Raw genomic sequence first — 11,326 nt, forward strand, 5'->3', positions numbered from 1 at the left:
AAAATCCTTAGCCCCTAAAGCCTTTCGGGATGTTGGTGTCCAGTTTGCTGCTCATGCCGAATGAGCCGCCGGTTGCCAGATTTCCAGAGCACAACTTCAGTGCCAGTTCCGGCCATTTGTTACGGAGCGTCTTCGTGTCCTGAACCTTCTCGCACCACCACTGGTCGCGCTGAATACGTTCGATCATGGTGCGCATTTGCTCGTGACTGCAGCCATGCTCCTGACGCAACAGGCGAACTTCGTTTGCCCAGCGAACAAAATTTGGTTCTCTCGGTTTTGCCAGACAGCCGTCGAACTCGGCGGCGCGTTCGTACATTTCGATGATGGTCGACCAGAACCACATCGCGAGATCGAAGTCGTCATCGGTAGACAGGTTGCTGTCTTCGGTGGCATCCGGGAGATTCACTTCGGGGGTGACTGTTTTCTGAGTCAATTCAGAAAAGTTATCCACAGGCAAAACCTCGCCACTCTGGTTTTTAAGATCTGTTATAAGATCTGTTCTTTTAAGATCTGTATAGAGAAGGGATTCGGCATAAACGCCGTTTCCATTCGGCGCTTGTGCCGTTTCCTGGATTCGGCTCTTATGCCGAATGCATTCGGCGTTTGTGCCGTTTCCATTCGGCGTTTGTGCCGTTTCCATTTCTTTCAATGGCTTACTCCGATTCGGCGTTTGTGCCGAATCCAGTATTGACGGGAATATCTTGAGCATCAGCTCTTCCTGGTTGATGCGGTAATGCTTCTTCGGCGTTCCATTCACCTGGCGAATCTGTTCCTGAATAACACCGGGTAAATATTGCTCAGTAATCTTGTAAATAGCCCTTCGGACCACGTCCCCCTCGATAACCCGAACTTCTTTCGCCAGCGCTGCGTGCTCTTTGTAAAACCAGCCATCCTCCAGGCTCGATTTTCCCGACCAGAACACCAGCTGATTCAAAATCGCCGCCAGCAAATGCTGCTGCCTGTCACCTGCAAAGAAATCCAGATACGGTCCGGGGATCGTTATGCAGTTCCCCTGCCCCGACATGGCCTGAACAATGTCAAAAACCTGATTGCTCATACCAAAACCTCATTGTATTGCCGTAAAAACTCACGTAACCCCATCCAGCACAATGTCCCGCATGCCTTCCGGTATGAAACGTCTTTCTCAGTAGCGATGATTACCGTGACCAGGTGGCCCCTGAGTCCGTGCTTAAATTGCGCACCCGCTTTAGGGATACCATTTGATGCCTTGTCACCTTCAGACGGCGTATAGGCTGGGTAAGCCCTTTTCAGGCGGGCAATCAATTCAGCAGCAGACGGGTTGCACATAGTCAGCTCCTCGCTTAGTGGGCCAGCGTGTTACCGGACGGACCGCCACCAGCAATCCGGCCAGACATAGCAATCATTGCGCCGAACAGCGCCTCCATTTCGTCATCTACCCGCTGCTTGCGCTGCAGCAGTTCGCGGAACGTAGCGGAGTAATAACTACGCATCCGCGCCAGCAGTAGCGGCGGCATGGCTCGTTCAATGGCCGGAAGAAGCTGCGCAATCTTTTCGACTGATCCAGGTGAGTCGCTTTCAACCCAGCGGTAAATTTTCTGGATATTGCGGCTCAGTGCGTCAGGGTGGCTTTCGTCGTAAAGCTCAGGGGTTGTCATACCCATTGAGAAATACGCCTCTACAATCGCCGCGGCTGGCGTTTTACGGCCGCCGGGATAAAGCGCCCAGGCATTCAGAGCCTCGCGAATAAGCTCATGCCTGATTTTCATGATTCACCTCGGCTGACTGACGTTGTGGCACGATTACGCCTTCAGGTATTCCACTGATTGGGGTTGGATGAAGATCCGGACGCAATTCATGGGGGGTTACTTCCCAGCCCATCAATTGGCAAAGAGGGATTACTCGACCAGATGGAACTTGTTTTCTTAACCATTTAAAAACGGTCTGCTGGCTTACGTTTAAATGCCGCCCAATTTCTGCTTGAGTGAAGCGCCGTGCTACAAGCGCCTTAATTTCTTTTTTCATGGAACCTCTCCTGTTATTCACAATTTAAAAATACAACTTCAAGGCGTGACTTGCAACAACTTTAGGTTCATATCGCGTGTAACAATCTTTGGTTGTATTATTTGGGTATGAAAATGAAGACTATCGACATCACCACTTACCGCATAAACAGGCTCCTAAAGGAAAGAAATTGGAGTCAAACAGATCTCGCCCAGAGGATGGGGGTTACGCAGCAAACTATTCAGAAATGGGCGAAAGGTAAAACTAGCCCTTCAATGGAGAACGTCGATAAGTTATCGGAGATTACGGGGTATGCGCCCTACTGGTTCATGCTCCCGCCAGACGAAGGCGATCAGGTGGTGACTCCGGACGCAATGAAGTTAGGCCCTATGCAGTTAGACCTGCTTAAAACCTTCAATGCGTTCCCGGAAGAAGATCAGCAACAAATGCTCTACGAAATGAAAGAGCGAAAAGAGACTATGGATAAGACCGTTGCCCGGTGGCTTGCCGCCCAGAAGGGCAATAAAGCGTAATGCTCTACATGCGCCTTACAAACATCCAGACAAAGAAAAGCCATGCTGCGTTAGTCAGGGAGATAGCTAACGCAACAGTGGATAACATATCTGAAAAAGTATATACATCTGGCATAAGGATATTTCCTTGGTTTATAGCGACTTAGTAGCAACATCCGCCATGATTGTAGCCATAGTGGCTGTTCCAGCAAGCGGCTATCTAAGTTACCATTATGCGATTAAGGGGGAAAAGCGCAAGGAGTACAACGCCATCGCCGACACCCTCCGCAAGAAGCTAAGAGAACAACTTGAGGCAATCGATCTCGGGTATTATCCAAATGAAAGAAATGGCATATCTGATGGTGAATTTGAGTTTTTTTTAGATATGCACCCAAGAAAAAGACGCGAGTTCGCCCGTAAAATTTGGAAAGAATATCAAATATCTTTAGTTGAATGTGCACATTACGACGAGGATAATTTTTTTAGTTTCATCAATGAAGGCGAGCTTAAATCGTCCATACAAAAACTTCTTCTCGTTACAGAACGCCATTAAGCCGGCCACATAGTCTGGATTTGATTACCCTACTCTTCCAGCAGTTTCACCGCCAGCTCCATCGCCTGAAGCTGATCTAAATCCCACTTCTCCAGCCCCTTTGCAATCTCCGTTCTTATCACGTCTGCTATGGCTACCCGCTTGGTTTCATGGCCTTCGGCGACCATATCCGTAACCCTCAGTGGTGTTTTTGTGAGCATACCACTTTACTTCGTTTTGGAGTACACCCTTCCCCGCCCAAAAAATACAACCTGAAGTTATTGACAACATAACTTCAGGTTGTATTATTAAGTCCATCAACACCACAACGGTGCGATAGGTTAAACGTTCGGTTGGCCGCCTGAAGGCCAAAAATCAACAGACGTTGCAATGCGGTGAACGCGGCTATGCGCACGCGGCTCAGTTAAAAGAGAAATGCCCAACTGTCATTTTGGTTGTGGGGGAATTTTGCCGGCGGTAGTTGTTAACTGGCTACTGTCACCGGGAGGCACCCGGCGCCGCATTGCAACGTCTGTTCGTTATTCGAATTCATAAGAGGGCAAGAGGATGAAATTCATAATCCATGCAGCAACCAAAATGAAATTCAGAACTGATGGAAAGCGCGTCGATCGGTGGTCATCCAATCACCGCGTATGGTTCCCCGACGGAAATGTAACACCGGACATAATTGAGAACATGATTAAAACCGGTAACGCATACCCCCTGCTCCCATCAAAGCTCCACGCGTAACGAGGGTGAGAAAATGATCCGGGAAGAAGATAAACCCTCATGGCGCCAGTTCTGGACCAAAGTTATTCCATTTTTGGTTGCGGTCGTGGTTATCAGCTTTATGTGCTGGGGTGGAAAATGAGCAGAAATGGTATTCGTTCACTGGTTATCTCGTTGGCTATCGGGATCGTTGTCTGGTCAGCTGTCGCTATCAAAATTCTGCACGTTGCGGGGGTGTTCAATGGCTAGTTTACCTCTAAACCCACAAGTGATGGCGGCTCGTAGCAAGTTGGCTATTGCGCAGTTTATTGGCAGCCAGGATATGTGGGGCCAGGCCATGGCATCCATGAAAAGCATTTATGAGGCTGAGAGGCACGCAGAAGACCGCATGTTTTGTGGCCGCGTAGATGCGATGTCAGGACTTAATGTCCGCGATGTTGTTTTAAATCACGAAACTTACGGTGATTTAGTTTCTGTCGATGGCGACTTTCTTACAGCGCATTATAAAATAAACACCGAAGTTTCTTATTAATTATTAAACCACAGGATTACTTAATGCCTTAAGCGGCAGGCATCCACACACCTAAAACAAAGGAATATATATGGAAACCGAAACCCATAATTGCTATGGCTGCGGCGGTGCATTTTCACGCAAAGACTTGCAATACCGCCCTTCCGGCAAGGGTGCGTATCGGAAAGAGAGGTATTTCTGTCCGGTATGCAACGAGAAAGAGAAACAGAAAAACACTCTCTCTGCCTCTATCTCTACATTTCGTAAATCATTGCCTTCACGGCCGGGCTACATGAACCATAAACGCTGGTAGGTGATAAATGATAATAACCTCTAACCGCATCCCTCTGCATATTAATGAAAGGGCATCACAGGTTCTTGGCATGTATGACAGCGGGGATATTAAGCCATGTCGAATCAAGTGCGGAAATTTAAGTTTAAAGGTCGGCAGGAAATGGCGCTTGTTATCCAGAAATAATGGAAATTGCTGGGAGGTAATGAGCCATGAAAAATACAACCAAATTAAAGACAGGAGATAGCTATCATGAAAGTTGAGTTCAACGACCAGGGAGCAACTGCGACCGCAACTATCACCAGCACGGTATTCGAGTTCCGGCGCCATAATCGCGCAGTCGAAACAACGTTATTCCTGGCCCCTGGCGTTCGCGCCAGCAGGTCCGGCTTCTTTATCTTGAAAACGGTGATATCTGGCAAAGTCATTCATGTACTACGTGCGTACAAAACGCTTCAGGCGGAGGCTATACGATGAGCAACCAAAACAGAGAATTAACTTTAGAGGCGTTTCGTGCAGAGATTAAAGCTCAGGACGTTGATCCACTGGATTACGCGTTTATCTGTCCCGCATGTAACACCGTTCAAAGTGCACGGTGGTTGATTACCGCTGGAGCCGGGAAAGACTTTGAAGAGGTGCAGGGTGTACTGGGATTTTCCTGCGTTGGTCGCTTCACGGGTGCTGGTAGTGGCCGTATTGAAGGTAAAGGCTGTAACTGGACGTGCGGCGGTTTATTTCAGATCCACAAGCTGACCGTGATCACCCCGGACGAAAAGAAACACCCTCATTTTGAAGTTGCAAGCCAGCAGCAAGCACACGAGTTACGCATAAAACTGGAGGCGCGCCATGTGCCAGGCGCTAATTCTTAAATACTCAAATGCCGACCCTGAGCAGATGCTGGGGCAACTTCCGATTGAAGAGGTGATTGATGCGCTGAAGGACCGACTGCGCAATGAAGTGATAGAAGAGGTGCGCTGTGAATTTAAGGACGAAATCGGCCAGCTTGAATATGAGCTGGAAAACAGCACCGACTTTGAAAGCGAGGCGGAATCGTGGGAGTGCGATGCTAATGACCTATATCGCGCTATTGAAAAAGCACTAACTGAAGGCTGGGAAGAGGCAAAGCTCACGTTACAGCGTGCCCTCCAGGATTCCCAAGCAGGCTAATCGAGTTCAAACAATTTGTCAGAAACACTGATTTCCAATAATCAACATTAAGCCGGGACACTGATTATAGTTTCCCGGCCATGAGGTTATTTATGGCCGATATTGCTCAAGAAGACGAATGGGTAATGGAAAAAGGAATTGTAGCGAAGATGTATATGACTCCTCGGCAAATTAAATCTTACCGGAAGGGGAGATGGGTTGAGGGTATTCATTACAAGAAGCACTCCCCAGACCCTCAAGCTACTGAAGGAAGAGTGACTCTTCTCTACAACTACACCAGGATTAATAGGCTTGTTGGAGAAACTTGATGAATATGCCTGCTGGCGTAGAGCTGCATGGGAAGGGAATAAGAATTAGCTTTCTATATCGCGGCATACGATGCCGCGAAGTTTTACGAGGCTGGACAATATCAAACAGTAATATTCGTAAGGCTGGAAACCTACGCGCATTAATTATGAGCGAAATTCAGGCTGGGAAGTTCGATTATGCTTCCCATTTCCCCGAATCAAAAGCGATTAAAAAATTCACCACGACGCAGAAAATAAAAACCTTCGGAGAGCTAGGTGCTGTTTATCTCGCAGCGAAAAAACTGGAAGTATCAGCAGCTTCATATAGAGTCGCAGAGTCACGCATAGCAACGCTTTGTGCTATCGTCGGAAATAATACGCACATTGCTGATATTCAGCATCCAGACCTGTTGAATTACAGGAATTTGCTGTTAACAGGAAATACCTTTAGCGATCATGCTCCCTGGCTAAAAAGGAAAGGTCGTGCTGTATCCACAGTTAATGGCCTGATGAACAATCTGACCGCCCTACTCAAACTGGCAAACCTGAGCGGGTTTATCGACCATACCCCGCACGAAGGGATAAAGATGCTGAAGCGCTCCAGGCGAGACCCGGATCCGCTTCTGCAGAGCGAGTACGACGCTTTTATGGGTGCCTTATCACCTAAACATGCTTTGCTTTGGACGACGGCTATATTTACCGGCCTTCGTCACGGCGAGCTTACGGCTTTGTCCTGGGAGGACGTAAATCTTGATGCTGGGGAGTTGTATGTCAGGCGTAACCAGACTAATGGAAGTCTGTTTGTGCCGCCTAAGACTGATGCGGGGATCAGAACGGTAACCCTGCTTGAACCTGCGCTGAATGCTCTACGCGAGCAATTCAAACTAACAGGTGCATTAAGCAAAACTGAAATTACCTTTCATCATCGTGAGCACGGGCTAACCGAGCAGCAAAGACTGCGTTTCGTGTTTATCCCGTCAAGGAACTGGCGTGGGGAAACGAAGTATTACGGATCTCAATCGCTGGGGTATAGTTGGGAGGCAGGGTTAAAGAAGGCAGGGCTCAGGAACAGACGCCCTTACCAGTCGCGCCATACATTTGCGTGCTGGCTGTTAACCGCAGGGGCTAACCCGTCGTTTATCGCAGGACAGATGGGGCACGAGAACGCGAAGATGGTTTATGAGATTTATTCGAAGTGGATCGGAGAAATGGACCGCAACCAGGTGGAAATGCTGAACAATAACTTTTCTAGCGTAGTGCCCCAAGGCTGCCCCAAACGCAAAGTGGTTGGTATAAAAAACGTTTAATTTCAGCAGAATAAAAACGGTTGCCGGAATATTAACTTTATTCCAACATGATGACTCACCTTGCTGCAACGACGGCTCAATAACTAACGGGAACCGATATGATTACGCTATGGGGCAGAAACAATTCAACTAACGTGAAAAAAGTACGCTGGGTGCTGGAAGAGCTGGACCTTCCCTATCAGCAGATTTTGGCGGGGCTGGAGTTTGGTGTGAATCACGACGCGGAGTATCTGGCGATGAACCCGAACGGCCTGGTGCCGCTGCTGAAGGACGACGGCCTTGTGCTGTGGGAGTCGAACGCCATTATTCGCTATCTGGCGGCGCAGTATGGGCAAAACCGCCTGTGGGTCGACGATCCGGTACGGCGGGCGCAGGGCGACAAATGGATGGACTGGGCCAACGGCTCGCTCTCTCCCGCCCACCGTCCGGTATTGATGGGGCTGGTGAGAACGCCGGAGGAGAAACGCGATCCCGCAGCGATTGCCGCCGGTATTGCCGCCTGTGAAGCGCTCTTCGCCATCCTCGACGACGAGCTGGCGGCGTTCCCGTGGCTCTCCGGCGAATCATTCGGCCTCGGCGATATCGCCGTTGCGCCGTTCGTCTACAACCTGATGAGCATCGTCACGACCTGGCAACCGCGCCCGCACCTGCAGCGCTGGTATCAGCAGATTAGCGAACGCCAGGCCTGGCGCAGCGTGGTGGCGATCCCGGTCACCTGAGGCTAGCCCTGCGGGCTAACCTTCAGCAGTTCGCCGTTGGATTCGTCGGTCAGGACGTACAGATAGCCGTCGGGTCCGACGCGAACGTCGCGGATACGCTGGCCGCGATCGCGCAGAATCCTCGCCTCTTCGCTGACGCTATTGCCCTTGACGTCGAGGACAATCAGCGACTGGTCCTTCAGCGCGCCAATAAACAGCTTGTGCCGCCACTGGGGGAAGGTTGCCGAGTCGTAGAAGGCCATGCCGCTGACGGCGGGCGATGTTTTCCAGACAAACAGCGGCGCTTCGGTTCCGTCCACCGCCGTCCCCTTAGCTTCCGGAATAGGCAGGCCGCTGTAATTTATGCCGTGCGTCGCCAGCGGCCAGCCGTAGTTCTTACCTTTCTGCGGGATGTTTATCTCATCCCCGCCGCGCGGACCGTGCTCGTTGAGCCACAGGGTATCGCTCCACGGATTGATCGCCATCCCCTGCGGGTTACGAATACCGTAGGCCCAAATCTCCGGCCTGGCGTCGGCGCGACCGACAAACGGATTGTCCGCCGGAACCTCCCCGGTCTCGGTCAAACGCACCACCTTTCCCTGCAGCTTATCGAGATCCTGGGCCGTTGCGCGCTGGTTATTCTCGCCTAAGCCGATAAACAAATGCCCCTTACCGTCAAATACCAGACGTCCGCCAAAGTGGTTGCCGGTGGAGAGCTTCGGCTGCTGGCGAAATACCACTCTGAAATTCTCCAGCCGCCGGCGATCCTCACTCAGGCGGCCGTATCCTGCCGCGGTTCCCGCTTTGCCATCCTCCCCGGCCTCCGCGTAGCTCAGCCACACCCTGTGCGAGTGGGCAAAGTCCGGCGCCAGCGCCACGTCCAGCAATCCGCCCTGCCCGCTGGCCCACACCTGCGGTACGCCGGAAATAGCCGGCGAAAGCCCCTCTCCCTGACGCCAAAGCCTGAGCTCACCGCCGCGCAGGGTGATCAGTATCCCCTGCTGGTCGGGGAGAAACGCCAGCGCCCACGGATGGTCGAGCTTATTTTGCAGGACCTCGACGCGCACCTTCTCGGCGGCGACAGCGGCGGCAGGTAACAGCAGAGCGGCAAGGGTTATCAGGGCTACGGTCTGGCGCATGGCGAACTCCTTTTATCAGCAATGGGATAAGGGTAGCCAGCGCAGGGGATCGGCAGGAGGAGTTTTACATAACATTAAGCAGGGGGGCGTGCCCCCCTGAGTTCAGACGCGGGTCGTTGGCGCTGATGCATTCAGTTTATGAATGTTTAGCGACAAGCCCGCCAGGCAGCGTTCTAGCGTCTCTACGTTAACCGCAATGTAAGACGGACAATCGTGATGCCCGCTCATCAGGCAAACCGCCGCGGAAGCAACGGCTTCACCCGCAAGACGAAGAGCTTCCCTTTCCTCCGGCGTAACGGCGTGCTGCAATCGCGGCGCGCCTTCACGCAGTTCACGACAAAGCTCAAACAGGTTATCACGCAGATGCTCATTCTCGCTGACTGACATATAGCCTTTAGCTTTGCGAAGCTGCAGATAAGCGTCGAGATCAATGTTGGCATTAATCAGCTTATTCAAAAGGTTACGATACAGTCTGTCAACGGTCATCAGGGTTCCTCCTCTGTCATCCATTACCCTAATTATAATATGGTCGTTTTTTGCGCAAAATCATGCGCGAGGTCAATAATTCCCGGTTAATTAACATCATTTACAATGTTACAGCAATGTTTGACACTGCCCGCGCCCGACGCGCTGCTTCCGCGGTCACACAACCAACAAAAAACAATAATTTGTTATACGCTCTCATTATGAGCATGATTATCATCGGTTGATAAAGTTGGGATTAAAGCCATTTTTTGCAGTAAAGATCACAAATAACACTTATTAATGTTGCTCGTTAGTGCCGGCGGGTGTCATATCACTCCGTTAAATGTAATACGTATAACAAACAAATAAAAAACGCGAACATCTCCGCTTCGCGGCACTAACCTCTACCCGTTTGAAGGAACTGAAATGATTACGCCCGGCAAAAGAAACTATATCTTGTTGAGTCTTTTCGATTTCCTCTACCTGTTCGCCTGGTCATCTACCATGGCGTTCTTCGTTATCTGGACAACCCAGCATCTGGGCATCAGCGCCACCAAAACCGGCCTGCTGTACTCGGTAAACGCCTTTATCGCCCTGTTGATGCAGCCTTTCTTCGGCTTTATTTCTGATAAGTTCGGCCTGAAAAAGCGGCTGATCTGGATTCTGGTTGCCATGCTGCTGCCGGTTGGCCCGTTCTTTATCTATCTGTACGCCCCGCTGCTGGTCCACAGCTTCTGGCTGGGGGCGCTGCTGGGCGGGGTCTACCTGGGGATTATCTTTAACTCCGGCTGCGGGGTTATCGATTCCTATATCGATAAAATCTCCCGCCGCTATCACTTTGAGTATGGCCGGGTGCGGATGTGGGGCTCTTTAGGCTGGGCCGCAGCGGCATGGATCGTCGGAAAATATATCGATAGCAACCCCAACCTCGCCTTCTGGCTGGCCAGCACTGCCATCGTTATTGCCGCCCTGTGCTTCATGCTGACCAAAGTCGAGCTGACCGAGGCCGAGATTGAAAAAACCAGCGCCCTGAAGGTGAGCCACGCGCTGGAGCTCGCGAAGAATAGTCAGTTCTGGATGCTGCTAATCTTTACCCTGTTCGTTACGCAAATCTACGACACCTACGATCAGCAGTTCGCCCAGTACTTTTCCCTGCAATTTGCCACCCCGGAAGAAGGTAACCGCTGGTACGGCATCCTCGCCTCCATTCAGGTCTGCGGCGAAACGCTCTTTTTATGCCTGATGCCGTGGTTCGTGAACCGTACCGGCGCGAAATGGGCGCTGATTATCGCCGGAATGATTATGTCGGTCAGGATCGTCGGCTCCGCGATCCCGCTCGGCCCGGTGTGGATTGGCGCGGTGAAAATGATGCACGCCCTTGAAAAGCCGCTTATCCTGGTATCCGTGTTCAAGTTTATCGCCGCCAACTTTGATAATAAGCTGTCGTCCACGGTCTATTTACTGGTGCTGTTTGTCGCCTCTATTGCCACCGCCATCTACTCTCCGCTGGCCGGCTATCTGTACGACACCATCGGCTTCGCCCGCACCTATTATATCCTCGGCGGCATCGCCGGCCTGTTCACGCTGATCTCTGTTTTCACGCTGCGTGATAAGCGAGAGCCCCGCACGCCGGGCACGGCGCCTGCGGGAGACGCCGCCCAATCCTAAAGTCTCATCGCGCCCGGGAGTCTTTCCCGGGCTTTT

Annotated in this window: 20 protein-coding genes; 13 read left to right on the forward strand and 7 right to left on the reverse strand. The window is 51.2% G+C overall.

Features of this window, described 5'->3' with window-relative positions:
- Window positions 1-7: 7 nt before the first annotated feature.
- From MMW58_RS20080 to MMW58_RS20095, 4 genes are read right to left on the reverse strand one after another with little or no spacing between them, the layout of a single operon-like run.
- Complete coding sequence (locus MMW58_RS20080) at window positions 8-1,057, reverse strand: hypothetical protein (RefSeq protein WP_241721962.1); 1,050 nt, start codon at window positions 1,055-1,057, stop codon at window positions 8-10.
- Window positions 1,054-1,308, reverse strand: a complete 255-nt coding sequence (locus MMW58_RS20085; RefSeq protein ID WP_241721963.1) for a hypothetical protein — start codon at window positions 1,306-1,308, stop codon at window positions 1,054-1,056. The genes MMW58_RS20080 and MMW58_RS20085 overlap by 4 nt, the downstream gene beginning before the upstream one ends.
- Window positions 1,309-1,322: 14 nt before the next feature.
- Window positions 1,323-1,748, reverse strand: a complete 426-nt coding sequence (locus MMW58_RS20090; RefSeq protein ID WP_241721964.1) for a toxin YdaT family protein — start codon at window positions 1,746-1,748, stop codon at window positions 1,323-1,325.
- A complete protein-coding gene (locus tag MMW58_RS20095; protein WP_241721965.1) occupies window positions 1,732-2,004 on the reverse strand; it encodes a transcriptional regulator in 273 nt (90 codons plus the stop codon). Before MMW58_RS20095 ends, MMW58_RS20090 begins: the two co-directional genes overlap by 17 nt.
- A gap of 113 nt (window positions 2,005-2,117) precedes the next feature.
- Here MMW58_RS20095 and MMW58_RS20100 point away from each other — a divergent pair, with 113 nt between their 5' ends.
- Window positions 2,118-2,516 carry a helix-turn-helix domain-containing protein gene (locus MMW58_RS20100; RefSeq protein WP_241721966.1) on the forward strand — a complete coding sequence of 133 codons (399 nt, stop codon included), beginning with the start codon at window positions 2,118-2,120 and terminating at the stop codon, window positions 2,514-2,516.
- Window positions 2,517-2,643: 127 nt separating this feature from the next.
- Window positions 2,644-3,048 (forward strand): hypothetical protein, encoded by a 405-nt coding sequence (locus MMW58_RS20105; protein ID WP_241721967.1) that lies wholly within the window; start codon window positions 2,644-2,646, stop codon window positions 3,046-3,048.
- Window positions 3,049-3,077: 29 nt separating this feature from the next.
- Here the strand turns inward: MMW58_RS20105 and MMW58_RS20110 are convergent, their stop codons facing one another.
- The gene (locus MMW58_RS20110; protein WP_241721968.1) at window positions 3,078-3,248 is read right to left on the reverse strand and encodes a DUF2767 family protein; all 171 of its coding nucleotides are present in this window, start codon (window positions 3,246-3,248) and stop codon (window positions 3,078-3,080) included.
- A gap of 646 nt (window positions 3,249-3,894) precedes the next feature.
- Between MMW58_RS20110 and MMW58_RS20115 the strand changes: the two genes are divergently transcribed.
- From MMW58_RS20115 to MMW58_RS20155, 10 genes are all read left to right on the forward strand, one after another.
- A complete protein-coding gene (locus MMW58_RS20115) occupies window positions 3,895-4,005 on the forward strand; it encodes a hypothetical protein (protein WP_241721969.1) in 111 nt (36 codons plus the stop codon).
- The gene (gene kil / locus MMW58_RS20120; RefSeq protein WP_241721970.1) at window positions 3,998-4,288 is read left to right on the forward strand and encodes a host cell division inhibitory peptide Kil; all 291 of its coding nucleotides are present in this window, start codon (window positions 3,998-4,000) and stop codon (window positions 4,286-4,288) included. Before MMW58_RS20115 ends, kil begins: the two co-directional genes overlap by 8 nt.
- Before the next feature lie 70 nt (window positions 4,289-4,358).
- Window positions 4,359-4,580: a hypothetical protein gene (locus MMW58_RS20125; protein ID WP_241721971.1), complete on the forward strand. Its 222-nt coding sequence runs from the start codon at window positions 4,359-4,361 to the stop codon at window positions 4,578-4,580.
- 70 nt (window positions 4,581-4,650) lie between these two features.
- Window positions 4,651-4,806, forward strand: coding sequence for a ParE family toxin-like protein (locus MMW58_RS30455; RefSeq protein ID WP_463351435.1), 156 nt, complete (start codon window positions 4,651-4,653; stop codon window positions 4,804-4,806).
- Window positions 4,807-4,811: 5 nt separating this feature from the next.
- On the forward strand, window positions 4,812-5,036 hold the full coding sequence (locus MMW58_RS20130) for a hypothetical protein (protein WP_095033347.1): 225 nt from the start codon (window positions 4,812-4,814) through the stop codon (window positions 5,034-5,036).
- Window positions 5,033-5,428, forward strand: a complete 396-nt coding sequence (locus tag MMW58_RS20135; protein ID WP_049267433.1) for a VVA0879 family protein — start codon at window positions 5,033-5,035, stop codon at window positions 5,426-5,428. Before MMW58_RS20130 ends, MMW58_RS20135 begins: the two co-directional genes overlap by 4 nt.
- The gene (locus MMW58_RS20140) at window positions 5,406-5,726 is read left to right on the forward strand and encodes a hypothetical protein (protein WP_241721972.1); all 321 of its coding nucleotides are present in this window, start codon (window positions 5,406-5,408) and stop codon (window positions 5,724-5,726) included. Before MMW58_RS20135 ends, MMW58_RS20140 begins: the two co-directional genes overlap by 23 nt.
- 92 nt (window positions 5,727-5,818) lie before the next feature.
- Entirely contained in the window at window positions 5,819-6,034 is a 216-nt protein-coding gene (gene xisR, locus MMW58_RS20145) for an excisionase family protein (protein WP_241721973.1), read from the forward strand.
- Complete coding sequence (locus MMW58_RS20150; protein ID WP_241721974.1) at window positions 6,034-7,320, forward strand: site-specific integrase; 1,287 nt, start codon at window positions 6,034-6,036, stop codon at window positions 7,318-7,320. Before xisR ends, MMW58_RS20150 begins: the two co-directional genes overlap by 1 nt.
- 98 nt (window positions 7,321-7,418) lie before the next feature.
- On the forward strand, window positions 7,419-8,039 hold the full coding sequence (locus MMW58_RS20155; RefSeq protein WP_133597002.1) for a glutathione S-transferase family protein: 621 nt from the start codon (window positions 7,419-7,421) through the stop codon (window positions 8,037-8,039).
- A gap of 2 nt (window positions 8,040-8,041) precedes the next feature.
- On the opposite strand, the gene MMW58_RS20160 is transcribed toward MMW58_RS20155, so the two are convergent.
- Window positions 8,042-9,157 carry a PQQ-dependent sugar dehydrogenase gene (locus MMW58_RS20160; protein ID WP_241721975.1) on the reverse strand — a complete coding sequence of 372 codons (1,116 nt, stop codon included), beginning with the start codon at window positions 9,155-9,157 and terminating at the stop codon, window positions 8,042-8,044.
- Window positions 9,158-9,259: 102 nt separating this feature from the next.
- Window positions 9,260-9,643 carry a biofilm formation regulator BssR gene (bssR, locus tag MMW58_RS20165; RefSeq protein ID WP_133596998.1) on the reverse strand — a complete coding sequence of 128 codons (384 nt, stop codon included), beginning with the start codon at window positions 9,641-9,643 and terminating at the stop codon, window positions 9,260-9,262.
- Window positions 9,644-10,051: 408 nt separating this feature from the next.
- On the opposite strand from bssR, the gene MMW58_RS20170 reads away from it, so the two are divergent.
- On the forward strand, window positions 10,052-11,290 hold the full coding sequence (locus tag MMW58_RS20170; protein WP_241723760.1) for an oligosaccharide MFS transporter: 1,239 nt from the start codon (window positions 10,052-10,054) through the stop codon (window positions 11,288-11,290).
- Window positions 11,291-11,326 lie beyond the last annotated feature (36 nt).

Source organism: Klebsiella sp. HC6 (assembly GCF_022605325.1).
In the GTDB taxonomy this organism is placed as follows: Bacteria; Pseudomonadota; Gammaproteobacteria; order Enterobacterales; family Enterobacteriaceae; genus Klebsiella; species Klebsiella terrigena.